We start from the raw sequence: 16290 nt of genomic DNA on the forward strand, positions 1-16290 counted from the left end.
TGACCGTCGAAGCCGTCAATCGGACAGTAGCGAGGATCAATCTACGCCCGCGCAAGCGCTTGGGCTGGAAGACGCCGTACGAAGTGCATACAGGGGTGAGCGTTGCACTTATGTGTTGAATTCAGGCTGCGCTGAAGTATCGGTAGGGTTTCCGGATCTTGTCAACGCGACTTTTGGTGTAAATGACGGAAGGGCTGAATGCCCGGTTGTCGCCTGACAATGCGATCCCTGCAGGAGTGAGCCTGTTCGCGATGGCGCAGTGTCTATCAACATCAATGTTGAATCTGCCGCCCTCATCGCTGGCAAGCCATCTCCCACAGGTATCAAAGGCATGTACGATTCCTGTATTCACCACCAACACTGTGGGAGCTGGCTTGCCAGCGATGGCGGCGGTTTAAGCAACATTTGCATTGACTGACATGACGCCATCGCGAGCAGGCTCGCTCCCACAGAGAAAGGGCGGATGCCTTACAACAACGATATCGGATAGCTGATAAAGATCCGGTTCTCATCGAACTCGTTGGTGCTGAAGTCTCGGCGAATTGTCGCGTTGCGCCATTTCACATTGAGATTTTTCAGTGGTCCGCTCTGTACGGTGTAGGCCAGTTCCGACTCGCGTCCCCATTCCTTGCCATCGCTGGTGGTGGCGGTGTGGACGTTATCGCCGCTGATGTAGCGGTTCATCATGGTCAGCCCGGGAACGCCGAGAGCGACGAAATTGTAGTCATGGCGAACCTGCCAGGAGCGTTCCTTGGCGTTGTCATAACTGGCGTTGTAACTGTCGTTGGCCAGGGTGCCGCCGCTGGTGCCGTTGACGCGCATCCATGCATCGTCGCCGCCGAGTTTCTGCAGGCCGACGTAGAAGGTATTGCCGCCGTATTTGGCGGAAAGCAGGGCGAATGCGGTTTTGTTGTCGAGATCGCCGGCCTGCGCGCTGCCGTCCTCCTTGCCGGTGAAGAAGCCGAGGTTGGCGCCCAGCGTCCAGTCGCCGATTGGCTGGCTATGGCTGAGGTTGAAGTATTGCTGCTGGTAGATGTCGGTGAGTTCGGCGTACCACACGCCGACCTGGGTGCGCTTGTCGTTGAAGGCGTATTCACCACCGCCGAAGTTGAAGCGGTCGGACGTGAACGCGCCGCGGCCGTTCATCGACATGTCTTCCATGCTCGCGTCGTTGCGCGGGCTGTTGCCGCGGAACTGGCCGCCGTACAGGCTCAAGCCGTTGATCTCGGTGGATGTGATCTGGCCACCGCGAAAGGTCTGCGGCAGGGAGCGGCCATCGTCGGAACGCAGGATCGGCAGTACCGGCATCCATTCGCCGACCTTCAATTCGGTCTTCGACACCTTGGCTTTCAACGCCACACCGAGGCGACCGAAATTGTCTGCCGGGCGCCCGTCATCGTGGACCGGCAGCAGCTGTGTACCGCCAGTGCCTTTGCCACCATCGAGCTTTTGCGAGTACAGCCCGAGCATGTCTATGCCGAAACCCACGGTGCCTTGGGTGAAGCCGGACCTGGCATCGAGAATGAAGCTCTGCGTCCACTCTTCAGCCTTGCCCTGCGCATTGTTCGGGTTGGTGAAGTTGCGGTTGAAGTAGGCGTTGCGCAGGTTCAGCGTGGCTTTGCTGTCTTCGAGAAAGCCTTCGGCGGCGGCGCTCATGGGCAAGGCGAGAACGAGACTGCTGCAGCCGATCAGGCTAAGGGTGGCACGAGGACAAGTGACGCTAAAGCGGGAAGGGCGGACGGAATTGCGGGCGATTGTGCTCACTGTGACGCTCCCAGGATCATTGTTGTTTTTATTATTGTTATACGTCGTCGTACAACATAGGGGCGGATATTTCCTAGGTTTCACTGGAAAGTCAACAGGAAGTTATACGATGACTCCCTGTCATCACACAGATCCCTTGTGGGAGCGAGCCTGCTCGCGAATGAGGACTTTCATCTGACACAGTTGTCGACTGACACACTGCTTTCGCGAGCAGGCTCGCTCCCACAGGGGAAAAGTGTTTTAGCCATGAATTTGCGGCAAACTTCATCTACCTCCCGCACAAGGCTTTTCAATGGATCAATACGCCCCGCGCAACTGGCAGCCTCACGAGAAGCCCAGTTTGCCCGGCTCCCCCTCGACGCCATTGCACTCCAATCCCAAGCGACTGGCCTATGCGCTGGTGGGGTTGCTGGTGGCGTTGACTGGCGGTTTGGGCAATTCGCTGGTGGTCGCCAACCTGATTTACCTGCAGGGCGCGCTCGGTACGACCACGGCGGAGATGGCCTGGCTGCCGGCGGCGTATGTGATGACCAACGTGTCGATGAACCTGCTGCTGGTGAAGTTTCGTCAGCAGTTCGGTTTGCGTGCGTTCACCGAGGTGTTTCTGGTGCTGTATGCGCTGGTGACCTTCGGCCATTTATTCGTCAACGATTTGAACTCGGCAGTGGCGGTGCGTGCGGCGCACGGTATGGTCGGTGCGGCGTTGAGCTCCTTGGGTTTGTATTACATGGTCCAGGCGTTTCCGGCGAAATGGCGGATGAAAGCACTGGTGCTCGGCCTCGGCAGCTCGCAATTGGCTTTGCCGCTGGCGCGATTGTTTTCCGAAGATTTGTTGCAGATTGCCGAATGGCGCGGGCTGTACCTGTTCGAATTGGGCATGGCACTGCTGTCGCTGGGTTGTGTTTTGCTGCTCAAGCTGCCGCCCGGAGACCGCTTCAAGACTTTCGAAAAACTCGACTTTCTCACCTTCGCGATTCTGGCCAGCGGTGTGGCGCTGCTCTGCGCGGTGCTGTCGCTGGGGCGGATCGACTGGTGGCTGGAGGCCGACTGGCTCGGCGTCGCCCTGGCCGGTTCGATCGCGTTGATCCTCACCGGCCTGGCCATTGAACACAACCGCAGCAACCCGTTGTTGATGACGCGCTGGCTCGGCAGCGGGGTGATGATTCGTCTGGCGCTGGCGGTGATCCTGATTCGCATGGTCACCTCGGAGCAATCCACCGGTGCGGTCGGCTTCATGCAAAACCTCAACATGAGCAGCCAGCAGTTGCACAGCCTCTACGTGGTGATGATGATCGGCAGTGTCGCCGGGTTGTTGACCAGTGCGCTGACGATCAACCCGAAACACCTGCTCATGCCGCTGATTATTTCGCTGGCATTGATGGCCACAGGTTCAGTGATGGACAGTTTTTCCAACAACCTGACCCGCCCTGAAAACCTGTATTTCAGCCAGTTTTTGCTGGCGTTCGGCAGTACCTTTTTCCTCGGTCCGACCATGGTCCTCGGCACCCGTAATGTGCTGACCAATCCACGCAATCTGGTGAGTTTTTCCGTGCTGTTCGGGATCTGCAATAACCTCGGCGGCCTGATCGGCGCGGCGTTGCTCGGCACCTTTCAGATCGTCCGGGAAAAATTTCATTCCAGCCACATCGTCGAGCACCTGACGTTGTCTGATCCGTTAGTGGCCGCGCGGGTGCAGAGCGGCGGCTCGGCGTACGGCTCGCTACTGGCCGACCCGAGCCTGCGCAATCTGGCCGGGATTCGCAGCCTGGCCAATGCCGCGACGCGCGAAGCCAACGTGTTGGCCTATAACGATGTGTTCATGCTTATCGCGGTGATCGCGGTGCTGACCATGATCTGGATTTCCATTCGCGCACTGTGGCTGATGAGCACCACCAAAGCCGTCGCCCCTGCGCCTCCCGTATCTTCCAGCGGTGCCACAACTTCATGACCGAACCGACCACCACAACCACCAATGCCATCGCTGCCACCCCGGAAGGCGTGGCGCCGCCATCCTCGCCAGGCACCGAACCGCGTTCACTGCGGGTACGGATCATCTCGTCATTGGGTTTTGCCGCAGTTGCCATCGTCGGCGTATTGATCGTGCTGTATGCCTGGCAATTGCCGCCGTTCAGCAGTGCCGTCGAGACCACCGAAAACGCCCTGGTGCGCGGGCAGGTGACGATCATTGGCCCCCAGCTTGCGGGCTATGTTTATGAAGTGCCGGTGCAGGATTTCCAGTTCGTGAAGGCCGGTGATTTGCTCGTACGTCTGGATGACCGCATCTATCAGCAACGCCTCGACCAATCGCTGGCGCAACTGGCGGTGCAGAAAGCCGCCCTGGCCAACGTGGTGCAGCAACGCAACAGCGCCGAAGCGACGATCAAGTTGCGTCAGGCAGTGGTCGCCGACAGCGAAGCGCAGTTACGCAAAAGTGCGGCCGATCTGCGCCGTAACAAGGAACTGGTGAGAGACGGCTCGGTGTCCAAACGAGAAATGGACGTGGCACTGGCGGCCGACGCGCAAAGTATCGCGGCCGTCGCCCAGGCCAAGGCCAATCTGGAAATCGCCCGTCAGGACCTGCAAACGGTGATCGTCAATCGCGGCTCACTCGAGGCCGCTGTCGCCAGCGCCGACGCCGCCGTGCAACTGGCGCGGATCGACCTGTCGAACACGCGCATCGTCGCCCCGCGCGACGGCCAGCTCGGGCAGATCGGCGTGCGTCTCGGCGCTTACGTCAACTCCGGCGCGCAGTTGATGGCATTGGTGCCGAACCAGAAATGGGTGATCGCCAACATGAAGGAAACCCAGATGAATAACGTGCGGGTCGGGCAACCGGTGCACTTCACCGTCGACGGGTTGAACCACCGCAAATTCACCGGGCATGTGCAGCATATTTCGCCGGGCACCGGTTCTGAATTTGCCTTGTTGCAGGCGGACAATGCGACAGGCAATTTCGTCAAAATCGCTCAGCGAGTGCCGGTGCGCATCACCATTGATCCCGATCAGCAGGAAGAAGAACGATTGCGGCCGGGGATGTCGGTGGTGGTAAGTATTGATACGGCGGCGGGGGATACCCAGCCGCATTGACCAACAGTCTTCGAAAACGTTGTTGTCAGGGAGCCCTCATGGGCAATCACAAGATCGAGATTCGCCGCAGTAACGTCGAAAAAATCCTCCTCGGCGCGGAAAAGGTCTTCGCCGAAAAAGGCTTCGGCAGCACCGCGATGGCCGACATTGCCGCGGAGGTGCAACTGCCGCGTTCCAATCTGCATTACTACTTCAGCACCAAGAGTGAGTTGTACAGCGCGGTGCTGTTTGATCTGCTGGAAGTGTGGAAGCAGGACGCATTGTGCTTCGAGATGTTCGATGACCCGCGGGTGGTGCTCAGCAGCTATATCCGCGCCAAGATGAACCACTCGCGCAGCCGGCCGTATGGCTCGAAAGTCTGGGCCAATGAAATCATTCATGGTGCGCCGACGCTGGGTGAGGCGCTGGATGTCAGCCTGTATGACTGGGCGAAGATGAAAGAAGCGAAGATCCGCCAGTGGGTCGAGGACAAGCGCATTTTGCCGGTGGAGCCGTCGAGCCTGCTGTACATGATCTGGGCGTCGACCCAGCATTACGCCGACTTTGATCATCAGGTGAATATCCTGAACGATCACCAGCCGCTGTCGGATATGCAATTCGAGCGGGCGGTGCAGACGGTGACGAGTGTGATTTTGCGCGGGATCGGGCTGGAGCCCTAGCGCAAAAGATCGCAGCCTTCGGCAGCGCCTACAGAGATTGTGTAGGAGCTGCAGAAGGCTGCGATCTTTTGATTTTGAATCAGACCGCAACGTGATACGGATTCCTCGGATCATGATTCCAGTCCAGAAACGGCTTGCCCGTCTCCATCGGCACCATCTCGATGCAGTCCGCTACCGGGCAGGTGATCTGGCACAGATTGCAGCCGACGCACTCATCATCGATCACTTCATATTTATGCGTGCCATCGGCCTCGCGAACACTGCTGATCGCCTGATGTGAAGTGTCCTCGCAAGCAATGTGGCAACGCCCGCAACCAATGCAAGCCTCCTGATCGATCTTCGCAATCACCTGATAGTTGATGTCCAGGTACTTCCAGTCCGTGGTGTTGCCCACCGCACGTCCGGAGAACTCGGCGATGCTGGCGTAACCCTGACTGTCCATCCATCGTGACAGACCGTCCTTCATCTCCTCGACAATCCGAAAACCATGCAGCATCGCCGCCGTGCACACCTGCACCGCGCCGCTGCCCAACGCCATGAATTCCGCTGCATCACGCCAACTGCCGATGCCGCCGATGCCGCAGATCGGCAGGCCCTGGGTCAGTGGATCGCGGGCAATTTCCGCAACCATGTTCAGCGCAATCGGTTTCACCGCCGAGCCGCAGTAACCGCCGTGGGTGCTTTTGCTGCCGACGGTGGGCAGGGCGACCATGTGTTCCAGATCGACGCTGGTGATCGAGTTGATGGTGTTGATCAGCGACACCGCATCCGCACCACCGCGATGCGCTGCGCGGGCGGCGACGCGGATATCGGTGATGTTTGGCGTCAGCTTCACGATCACCGGCAGCGAGCAGTAGGTCTTGCACCAGCGCGTCACTTGTTCGACGTACTCGGGCACCTGACCGACCGCCGCACCCATGCCGCGCTCGGGCATGCCGTGGGGGCAGCCGAAGTTGAGTTCGATGCCATCGGCCCCGGTGGCTTCCACCAGCGGCAGAATGTATCTCCACGATTCCTCAACGCACGGCACCATCAGCGACACGATCATCGCCCGGTCCGGCCAATCCTTTTTCACCTGAGTGATTTCGCGCAGGTTGATCTCCAGTGAACGGTCGGTGATCAACTCGATGTTGTTGATGCCCAGCACTTCGCGGTTGTTGCCGTAGTGCGCCGAGTAACGCGACGATACGTTGACCGCCGCCGGGTCCTCGCCCAAGGTTTTCCAGACCACGCCGCCCCAGCCCGCCTCGAAGGCGCGGACCACGTTGTAGGCTTTGTCGGTCGGCGGCGCGGAGGCCAGCCAGAATGGGTTAGGGGCTTTGATGCCGGCGAAGACTATCGAGAGATCGGCCATTTACGCAGCCTCCACGTTAAGCATCAGTTGAGTGTTGATCGCCTCGGCGGCGAGCTTGCCGTGTTGCACCGCTTGCACCGTCAGGTCCTGATCGAGGCTGGTGCAGTCGCCACCGGCATACACGCCGGGAATACTGGTGCGCAGGTTTTCATCGACCTGAATCCGTTCGCCCTGACGCTTGAGTTCACGGGCCATCGGGTCGGCGAGGGCGCTACCGTCGAAGGACTGACCGATGGCTTTGAAGATCGCATCGGCCGCCAGGTCGAAGGTTTCCCCGGTGGTTTGAAGGCGACCGTCGACCAGATCCGTGCGAGCGAAACGCATGCCGCGCACGCGGCCCTGATCATCGAGCAGCACCTCTTCCGGTTGCGCCCAGGTCAGCAGGCGCACCTGATTGGCTTTGGCGATGTCCTGTTCATGGCCGGTTGCGCCCATATCCGCCGCGCCACGGCGATACACCAGATTCACATCGCGAGCACCGAGGCGAGCCATTTGCACCGCCATGTCGATCGCAGTATTGCCGGCGCCAAGGACGATGCAGCGCTCGGCCAGCGGCAGTTGCGTCAGGTCATCGGCCTGACGCAGTTCGCGGATGTAGTCGGTGGCCGCGAGCAGGCCGGGGGCGTCTTCGTGGGCCAGGCCCAGTTGTTTGCTGGCGTTGAGGCCGAGGCCGAGGAACACCGCATCGAACTGCTGATGCAATTCGCTGAGGGTCAGGTTTTCGCCGAGTTTTTGCCCATGGCGGATTTCGATGCCGCCGATTTGCAGGAGGAAATCCAGTTCCTTCTGCGCGTAATCGTCGACCAGTTTGTACTTGGCGATCCCGTATTCATTGAGCCCGCCAGCCTTTTCCCGCGCCTCGAAAATCACCACATCGTGACCGTGCATGGCGCTGCGATGGGCGCAGGACAAACCCGCCGGCCCGGCGCCCACCACCGCGATGCGCTTGCCGGTCGCAGCGGCGCGCTGGAACGGGTGTTCAGTGAAGTGCGCGTTGTCCACGGCGTAGCGTTGCAACAGGCCGATCAGCACCGGTGCGCATTCCTGGGCGTTGTTGCGCACGCAGGCTTGCTGGCAGAGGATTTCGGTCGGACAGACCCGCGCGCAACTGCCGCCGAGGATGTTCGCCGAAAGGATTTTCTGCGCGGCGCCGGGCACGTTGTCCTGATGGATGTTGCGGATGAACGAGGGAATATCGATCTCGCTCGGGCACGCATTGACGCACGGCGCGTCGTAGCAATACAGGCAACGCGACGCTTCCAGATGGGCTTGCCGAGCATTGAGCGGCGGCGCCAGATCAGTGAAATGACCGGCGAGGGCGGCCGCGCTTTCGTGCGGGTGGGGGAGATGGTTCAGGGTCTCGATCACGGTTTTTTGCCTCACGGTTATTTGAGGTGCTGCCTCTGATGGGCATTGGTTTTTGTGTTGCCTGGACTGGCCTCTTCGCGAGCAGGCTCGCTCCCACAGGGGAAAACATTTCAAATGTGGGAGCGAGCCTGCTCGCGAAGGCCGAAGGCCTGGATTTCAGCGTTTCACAGCTGTCGGCTTATGTTGCTCAGCCCGCTTGCTCAGCAAATCAAACACCGCCGGATACGCCGGTCGTTCGATGTACCGTCCGGCACCCCGTTCGGCGCGCAAGTCGCCATCGGCCCAGACCACACGGCCCTGGCTAACGGTATGGCTCGGCACACCGCGCACGGTCTTGCCTTCGAAGATGTTGAAGTCCACCTGCTGATGGTGGGTCTTGGCGGAAATGGTGCGCGTGCCTTGCGGGTCCCACAGCACCAGATCGGCATCGGCGCCGACGCGAATCGCGCCTTTGCGTGGGTAGAGATTGAAGATCTTCGCGGTGTTGGTGGAGGTCAGTGCGACAAAATCCTGCATCGAAAAACGCCCGGTATTGACCCCTTCATCCCATAACAGCGCCATGCGGTCTTCGATGCCGGCAGTGCCGTTGGGGATCTTGCTGAAGTCGTCGCGCCCGGCGGCTTTTTGCTCGGCGCAGAAACAGCAGTGGTCGGTGGCGGTGGTGTGCAGATTGCCGTTTTGCAGGCCATGCCACAGTGCTTCCTGATGGCCGCGTGGACGAAACGGCGGACTCATCACGTAACCGGCGGCGGTCTGCCAGTCCGGATGTTGGTAGACGCTGTCATCCAGCAATAGATGGCCGGCCAGAACCTCGCCGTAAACCGGTTGGCCCTTGCTGCGCGCATAGGTGATTTCGTCGAGGGCTTCCTTGGTCGAAACGTGCACCAGATACAGCGGCGTGCCGATTGTTTCGGCAATGCGAATGGCTCGACTCGCCGCTTCACCTTCAACCTGCGAAGGACGAGACAGTGGATGTGCTTCCGGCCCGGTGATGCCCTGGGCCATCAATTTGCGTTGCAGGTGATAAACCAGCTCGCCGTTTTCCGCGTGCACGGTCGGCACCGCGCCGAGTTCCAGACAGCGCTCGAAACTCGCCACCAGCGTATCGTCGGCGGCCATGATCGCGTTTTTATAGGCCATGAAATGCTTGAAGCTGTTGATCCCGTGATGGCTGACCAGTTCGGCCATTTCCTCGCGTACCTGCTCGCTCCACCAGGTGATCGCGACATGGAAGCCGTAGTCCGACGCCGATTTTTCCGCCCAGCCGCGCCACTGATGAAACGCCTCCATCAACGACTGCTGCGGATTGGGAATCACGAAATCGATGATCGAGGTGGTGCCGCCGGCCAGACCCGCAGCGGTGCCGCTGAAGAAGTCTTCGCTGGCCACGGTGCCCATGAACGGGAGTTGCATATGAGTGTGTGGGTCGATGCCGCCGGGCATCAGGTATTGACCGCTGCCGTCGAGCACTTCAGCGCTGGCGGGAACATCAAGGTTTTCACCGATGGCTTTAATCACGCCGTCAGCGCAATAGACGTCGGCGCGATAACTTTCATCATGGGTAACAACGGTGGCGCCACGGATCAACAGAGACATTCCGAGTTCCTCGCAGGCATGACCGACTTGTGCCGGTTCTAAATGTTTTATTGATGTACAGCGGCGAAGGGCGTATTCCTGTCATCGCTGTCAGGAATAGAAACTAGCCTCAGTTTTACAATAGATCAAGATTATTTTTTATAAGCTTATATCTTAATTAAATTACTGATAATTAACGAAAAATAATAAAAATCACCAAAATGGTGAGCCTGCTCACCATTTTGACGCACTTGACAGGATGGAAATATGGTCAAGATTTCTTATGTGAAATCAGCCGCTTGAAGTTGAGCTGCGGTTGATCGCTCATAAACAAAAAAAGTGCAGTGCACCAGTTTGAGTCCTGTCTGTTCGGACAACTAGCCAAGCGTTTAGCCTGAGCGCCCAGACAAGTTTCCGAAGGCTCACCCGGTGAATAATTAAAATCGAGCAATATCAGAAAGTTGCAATGCGTTTAATGCACGGCCCGAGCGCTGAGCGGTACACCCGGCACGTTTATTGATGCCGCCGCTGACACCATGGCCGGTGCTTGAAAGTTGTCAGTTCCTCCGGCCATCGTCCGGCTCGCGCCCCATGCGCCAGCCGCCTGATGAGCAAAAAATAATCAGAAGAACAGTGGAGCGGCCATGCAACAGATCAGATCGCAAGTGACCGAGCGCGACGGCTTGTTTGAGCTTGAAGCCGGCAGCGACGTCCTCGACAGTCCCCGTTACAACCACGACATGGCACCGACCAAGGTGCGCGAACGAACCTGGAACAAATGGCACATCACCGCATTGTGGGTAGGCATGGCGATCTGCGTGCCGACCTACACTCTGGGCGGCGTGCTCACGGCGTATTTCGGTCTGAGCGTCGGTGAAGCGCTGTTGGCGATTCTGTTCGCCAACGTCATCGTCCTGATTCCGCTGACGCTGAATGCTTTTCCCGGCACCAAGTACGGCATTCCGTTTCCAGTATTGTTGCGTTCATCGTTCGGCATTCTCGGCTCCAACGTGCCGTGCCTGATCCGGGCGCTGGTGGCGTGCGGCTGGTTCGGCATTCAGACGATGTTTGGCGGACTGGCCATTCACCTGTTTCTCGGCTCGGTGTTCGAGGGCTGGAAATCCCTTGGCGGCACCGGCGAAGTGATTGGTTTCATGGTGTTCTGGGCACTCAATCTATGGGTGGTGATCCGCGGCGCCGAGTCGATCAAGTGGCTGGAAACCTTGTCCGCGCCGCTGCTGGTCGCGGTCGGTATCGGCCTGCTGGTGTGGGCGATGCCCAATGTGTCGATGACCGAACTGCTGGCGATCCCGCCCAAGCGCCCTGAAGGTGCCAGCGTGGTCAGTTACTTCGCCGCCGGGCTGACGGCGATGGTCGGCTTCTGGGCCACGTTGTCGCTGAACATTCCTGACTTCAGTCGCTACGCCAAGAGCCAGAAGGATCAGATTGTCGGGCAGATCATTGGCCTGCCGCTGACCATGTTCCTGTTCGCCTCCCTCGGCGTGATCATGACGGCCGCGTCAGTGAAACTGGTCGGCGTGACGGTTGCTGACCCGGTCACCCTGATCGGCCACATCCAGAGCCCGGTATGGGTCGCGGTGGCGATGGCGTTGATCATCATCGCCACGTTGTCGACCAACACCGCTGCCAACATCGTCTCGCCAACCAACGACTTTCAGAACATCGCGCCGAAGGTCATCAACCGCACCAAAGCCGTGTTGCTGACCGGGTTGGTGGGGCTGGTGTTGATGGCCCATGAGCTGTTGAAAAAACTCGGTCTGATCGTTTCCGACGTCAGCCTCGAAACCGTGTATTCCAACTGGCTGCTGGGCTATTCGAGCCTGCTCGGGCCGATCGCCGGGATCATGGTGGTGGATTATTTCCTGATCAAGAAACAACAACTGGACCTGGCCGGGTTGTATCGCGACGACGTTTACCCAGCGTGGAACTGGGCCGGGTTCGTCGCGTTTGGTGTGCCGGTGGTGCTGACCTTGCTGTCGCTGGGCAGTGATGCGTTCAGCTGGTTTTACAGCTACGGCTGGTTCACTGGCTCGGCGTTGGGTGGAATCATTTATTACGGGTTGTGCGTGATGCGAGCGCAGCCTTCAGTCGTGAAATCGGCGGTGTGAGGGATGGCGGTCTCACAAACGCCACAGCAATATCCATAAGAAAAGCAGCCTGAGGAGATCCCCATGAACGCAGCTGTAGACGTTCTGCAATCGACCCATCAGCACATCAACCGCGACCGCTTGTGGGCGTCGTTAATGGAACTGGCCAAGCTCGGCGCCACGGTCAAGGGCGGTGTCTGTCGCCTGGCGCTGACCGACCTCGACCGCCAGGCCCGCGACCTGTTTGTGCAGTGGTGCAAGGACGCTGGGTGCAGCGTCACGGTCGATGAGGTCGGCAACATCTTCGCCCGCCGCGCTGGGCGCAATCCGAGCCTGCCACCGGTGATGACCGGCAGCCACATCGACACGCAACCCACCGGCGGCAAGTTCGACGGCTGCTTCGGTGTACTCGCCGGTGTCGAGGTGTTGCGCACCCTTAACGACCTCGGCGTGGAAACCGAAGCGCCGCTGGAAGTGGTGGTCTGGACCAACGAAGAAGGCTCGCGTTTCGCGCCGTGCATGATGGGTTCTGGCGTGTTCGCGGAAAAATTCACCCTCGAAGAAACCCTCGCCAAAGTCGATGCCGATGGCGTCACCGTTGGCCAAGCACTGAATTCAATCGGCTATGCAGGGTCGCGCAAAGTCAGCGGGCACAAGGTCGGCGCCTATTTCGAGGCGCACATCGAACAAGGTCCGATTCTGGAAGACGAACATAAAACTATCGGCGTGGTGCTCGGCGCGCTGGGGCAGAAGTGGTTCGACCTCAAGCTGCGCGGAGTCGAAGCCCATGCCGGGCCAACCCCGATGCACCTGCGCAAGGACGCATTGGTCGGCGCCTCGGTCATCGTCGGCGCCGTCAACCGCGCCGCCCTCGGCCATCAACCCCACGCCTGCGGCACGGTCGGTTGCCTGCAAGCCTATCCGGGGTCGCGCAACGTCATTCCTGGCGAAGTGCGCATGACCCTCGACTTCCGCCATCTGGAACCGGCGCGCCTGGACTCTATGATCGCCGAGGTAAAACAAGTCATCGAGGCCACCTGCGAAGAGCACGGCCTGACCTATGAACTGACCCCGACAGCCGACTTCCCGCCGCTGTACTTCGAAAAGGGCTGCGTCGACGCTGTGCGCGCTGCCGCCAAGGGTCTGGGCTTGTCGAACATGGACATCGTCAGCGGCGCCGGCCACGACGCGATTTTCCTCGCTGAACTGGGGCCTGCCGGGATGATCTTCGTACCGTGCGAAGGGGGCATCAGCCACAACGAAATCGAGAATGCCGCACCGGATGATCTGGCGGCGGGGTGCGCGGTGTTGCTGCGGGCGATGCTGGCGGCTTCGGCGATGGTGGCGGGGGGTGAAGTCGCTGCCTGAAGATTGCGCGCTGGTCCCATAGTGCAAGGCCGTCGGTTTTGGTGTTGCGAGGGCAGGCCCCATCGCTGGCAAGCCAGCTCCCACAGGTTCGATGTTGTTCACCAGAATCGGATGCACAACCGATCCCTGTGGGAGCTGCCAGCGATGGGGCCCTGACAACAAAAACTCCCAAACCGATAATCCTCAGCGATTCAACACATCCCCCATCCACTGCAAATATTCCCCCCGCCCGGAAATCGTGTTGTGCCCCGAATCCGGCACAACCTTGAGCAGCGCAACACCTTTGGGGAAACTGCCCAGCAATCGCTCGGTGCTGGCGCGGGGAATGACTTCGTCATCACTCGCCGCCAGTAGCAACGTCGGCACGCGGATGTGCGCGGCGTACTTGCCTGACTCGAAGCGATCCTTGAGCAACCACTTCACCGGCACCCATGGATATTGCCGCGCGGCGATTTCTTCGAGGCTGTTGTAGGGCGTGACCAGAATCAACCGCTGCACCGGGCGTTGACTGGCCAGGCGAACGGCGACCCCCGAGCCCAGGCTGCGTCCGACCACGGCGATCTGCGCATGGCTGGCATACACCTGATCGAACAGTGCCAAGGCATCTTCGGCAATCGCCTCTTCGGACGGCGAACCACCGCTGCCGGCGAAGCCTCGGTAATTGAGCAGGTACAACGCGTACTCGGGAAAAGCTTGGGCGAACTCCGGCAAATTGCGCGAAACGTCCTCGGCATTGCCGCCGAAATAGATCAACGCACGCGGGCCGACGCGTTCGCGGGTGGTGACCCAGATATCCGCGTCCGGCATCGACAGTTTCAGCCGCGAATCCAGCGATTCGACGGCGCCGGGCTGCGGGAAATAGATCAGCGAGCGCTGAAAAACGAACAGCGCCGCGCACAGCACCAGGTACGCGGCGACGATCAATGCGACGAGTGACATCAGGGTTCGGGACATTCGGCTACTTTTAACGGGGTATGAAGGTTTGCTGTCGCAGTGTAGTCCAGCGGATGCAAGCGGCAGCCTGCGCACACAACGTGCAACAGATCCACGCTGCAGGGGAACCAGCATGAGCCACACTGAGGGTTACTCCCGTCGCCGATTGCTCACCCTGGCTGCCGGCGTTCGGCGGTGTTCACCTTTGATCGGGCGTTGGCCACTGCCACGTCGTCCGCCGCTTCCGGAGGCCAAGCCATGCAGACCCGCGCCATCCCATCAAGCTCCGAGTCCCTGCCCGTGGTGGGCCTGGGCACCTATCGCGGCTTCGACGTCGCGCCGGGGGACCCGGCCTACCGGCAATTGCCGGTGGTGCTCGAGGAACTGTTCGCCAAGGGTGGCACGGTGGTCGACAGTTCGCCCATGTATGGCCGCGCCGAAGAAACAACCGGTGAGCTGCTGTCGATCCACGAACCACGTTCGCCGGCGTTTCTGGCGACCAAGGTATGGACACGGGGGCGCAAGGAGGGCATCGCGCAGATGGAGCAGTCCTTCAGCCTGTTGCGTACCGAGCGTATCGACCTGATGCAGATTCACAATCTGCTCGACTGGCAAACCCACCTGCCAACCCTGCGCGAATGGAAGGAGCAGGGACGCATTCGCTACATCGGCATCACTCATTACACGTCGTCCGCTTATGACGAAGTCGAAGCAGTGCTGAAAGCCGAGCAACTGGACTTCCTGCAAATCAACTATGCCCTCGATGATCGTGGCGTGGAAAAACGCATCCTGCCGCTGTGCCGCGAGCGCGGTGTGGCGGTGATTTGCAACCGGCCGTTTGGTGGCGGAGAGTTGTTGGGAAGGCTCAAGGGCAAGCCGCTGCCCGCTTGGGTGTCGGATGTGCAGGTGAGCAGTTGGCCGCAGTTGGCGCTGAAATTTTTGCTGGCGCACCCGGCGGTCACTTGCGTGATTCCCGGCACCGGTAATCCGCGCTATATGGTGGATAACGTCAAGGCCGGGTTCGGGCCGACGCTCACCGATGCGCAGCGTCATCAGTTGATTGCGTTGGTGAGTTAGTTTTCACCGCGAAATCGCAACGCCTCCAGCAACAGCGCAAATGCCGGTGCCGCCTGACGCCGGCTCGGGTAGTAGAGGTGATAACCGGCAAACGTCGGGCACCAGTCTGCCAGCACCTGCACCAGACGTCCTTCCGCCAGCAAAGGCGCGACGAGGTTTTCCGGGATGTAGCTCAAGCCGAAGCCGTCCAGTGCGGCATCGAGCAACGGATAGACGCCGTTCAAGGTGATTTGCCCGGACACCCGCACGTTCAGGCTTTCGCCGTCCTTTTCGAATTCCCAGGTGTACAGCCCGCCGTTGGTGGGCAGGCGTAGATTGTTGCAGGCGTGCCCGGTCAGATCGCGTGGGGTGTCTGGTGCTGAACGAGTGGCAAAGTAGGCCGGCGAACCGACGACGGCCATGCGCATGTCCGGGCCGATGCGGGTGGCGATCATGCCTTGGGCAACGTCTTCACCCAGACGCACGCCGGCATCGAAACCCTGGCCTGCGATATCGACGAAACCGTAGTCGCAGCAGACCTCCACGGCGATGTCCGGGTATTGCGGCAGGAATGTTTTGAGCACCGGGCGCAGCAGCCAGTCCAGCGAGTGGTCGGTGGCGCTGATGCGGATCTTGCCCGCCGGGGTTTCACGCAGGTTGCTCAGGGCGGCGAGTTCCTGCTCGATCTCCTCGAAGCGCGGGCCGACGGTTTGCAGCAGATGTTCGCCGGCCTCGGTGGGGGAGACGCTGCGGGTGGTGCGGGTCAGCAGACGCAGGCCGAGGCGTGCTTCCAGTGCGCGAATGGTATGGCTGAGCGCCGATTGCGAGACGCCGAGCTTGGCCGCGGCTTTGGTAAAACTGCGCTCGCGCGCCACCGCTAGGAAAGCGAGCAGGTCGCTGGCGTTTTCGCGAAGCATTGATTAGTTTCCTGCATAAGTTTTTTCAGATTCTAGTCGATTATCTAAACAGTACGGCCCGGTAGAGTGAACGCATGTCTCGTGCAGGCGCTGCCGCAGGC

The 16290-nt window shown here is 60.0% G+C and carries 11 protein-coding genes and 2 pseudogenes; 7 read left to right on the forward strand and 6 right to left on the reverse strand.

Annotated elements, in window-relative coordinates:
- Positions 1 to 119 (forward strand): annotated as a pseudogene (locus JJD74_RS16275) (IS30 family transposase); the annotation flags it as partial.
- A 349-nt stretch (positions 120 to 468) separates the two neighbouring features.
- Here the strand turns inward: JJD74_RS16275 and JJD74_RS16280 are convergent.
- Positions 469 to 1764 (reverse strand): OprD family porin, encoded by a 1296-nt coding sequence (locus JJD74_RS16280; protein WP_200615711.1) that lies wholly within the window; start codon positions 1762 to 1764, stop codon positions 469 to 471.
- A gap of 292 nt (positions 1765 to 2056) precedes the next feature.
- On the opposite strand from JJD74_RS16280, the gene JJD74_RS16285 reads away from it, so the two are divergent.
- Genes JJD74_RS16285 through JJD74_RS16295 form a run of 3 tightly spaced genes read left to right on the forward strand, consistent with a single transcriptional unit; the run spans position 2057 to position 5510 of the window.
- Positions 2057 to 3712: an MFS transporter gene (locus JJD74_RS16285; RefSeq protein WP_200615712.1), complete on the forward strand. Its 1656-nt coding sequence runs from the start codon at positions 2057 to 2059 to the stop codon at positions 3710 to 3712.
- Positions 3709 to 4851: an HlyD family secretion protein gene (locus tag JJD74_RS16290; RefSeq protein WP_042559669.1), complete on the forward strand. Its 1143-nt coding sequence runs from the start codon at positions 3709 to 3711 to the stop codon at positions 4849 to 4851. Before JJD74_RS16285 ends, JJD74_RS16290 begins: the two co-directional genes overlap by 4 nt.
- A 38-nt stretch (positions 4852 to 4889) precedes the next feature.
- Positions 4890 to 5510: a TetR/AcrR family transcriptional regulator gene (locus JJD74_RS16295; RefSeq protein ID WP_042559668.1), complete on the forward strand. Its 621-nt coding sequence runs from the start codon at positions 4890 to 4892 to the stop codon at positions 5508 to 5510.
- Between the two features lie 79 nt (positions 5511 to 5589).
- Here the strand turns inward: JJD74_RS16295 and preA are convergent, their stop codons facing one another.
- From preA to hydA, 3 genes are all read right to left on the reverse strand, one after another.
- Complete coding sequence (gene preA, locus JJD74_RS16300) at positions 5590 to 6864, reverse strand: NAD-dependent dihydropyrimidine dehydrogenase subunit PreA (RefSeq protein ID WP_200615715.1); 1275 nt, start codon at positions 6862 to 6864, stop codon at positions 5590 to 5592.
- Complete coding sequence (locus JJD74_RS16305) at positions 6865 to 8232, reverse strand: NAD(P)-dependent oxidoreductase (RefSeq protein WP_200615719.1); 1368 nt, start codon at positions 8230 to 8232, stop codon at positions 6865 to 6867. It abuts the gene before it with no gap.
- Positions 8233 to 8388: 156 nt separating this feature from the next.
- Positions 8389 to 9828, reverse strand: coding sequence for a dihydropyrimidinase (hydA, locus tag JJD74_RS16310; protein WP_042559665.1), 1440 nt, complete (start codon positions 9826 to 9828; stop codon positions 8389 to 8391).
- A gap of 623 nt (positions 9829 to 10451) precedes the next feature.
- Between hydA and JJD74_RS16315 the strand changes: the two genes are divergently transcribed.
- Positions 10452 to 11936 (forward strand): NCS1 family nucleobase:cation symporter-1, encoded by a 1485-nt coding sequence (locus tag JJD74_RS16315; protein ID WP_042559664.1) that lies wholly within the window; start codon positions 10452 to 10454, stop codon positions 11934 to 11936.
- A 63-nt stretch (positions 11937 to 11999) separates the two neighbouring features.
- On the forward strand, positions 12000 to 13283 hold the full coding sequence (locus tag JJD74_RS16320) for a Zn-dependent hydrolase (RefSeq protein ID WP_200615726.1): 1284 nt from the start codon (positions 12000 to 12002) through the stop codon (positions 13281 to 13283).
- 183 nt (positions 13284 to 13466) lie between these two features.
- On the opposite strand, the gene JJD74_RS16325 is transcribed toward JJD74_RS16320, so the two are convergent.
- Positions 13467 to 14237, reverse strand: a complete 771-nt coding sequence (locus JJD74_RS16325; RefSeq protein ID WP_200615731.1) for an alpha/beta hydrolase — start codon at positions 14235 to 14237, stop codon at positions 13467 to 13469.
- Positions 14238 to 14349: 112 nt separating this feature from the next.
- On the opposite strand from JJD74_RS16325, the pseudogene JJD74_RS16330 reads away from it, so the two are divergent.
- Positions 14350 to 15293, forward strand: a pseudogene (locus JJD74_RS16330) (aldo/keto reductase).
- Here JJD74_RS16330 and JJD74_RS16335 read toward each other — a convergent pair.
- Complete coding sequence (locus tag JJD74_RS16335) at positions 15290 to 16189, reverse strand: LysR family transcriptional regulator (RefSeq protein ID WP_042558738.1); 900 nt, start codon at positions 16187 to 16189, stop codon at positions 15290 to 15292. The pseudogene JJD74_RS16330 and the gene JJD74_RS16335 sit on opposite strands and share 4 nt — an antisense overlap.
- Positions 16190 to 16290: the final 101 nt, after the last annotated feature.

It is taken from the genome of Pseudomonas sp. MF6776 (assembly GCF_016613125.1).
Classification (GTDB): Bacteria; Pseudomonadota; Gammaproteobacteria; order Pseudomonadales; family Pseudomonadaceae; genus Aquipseudomonas; species Aquipseudomonas iridis.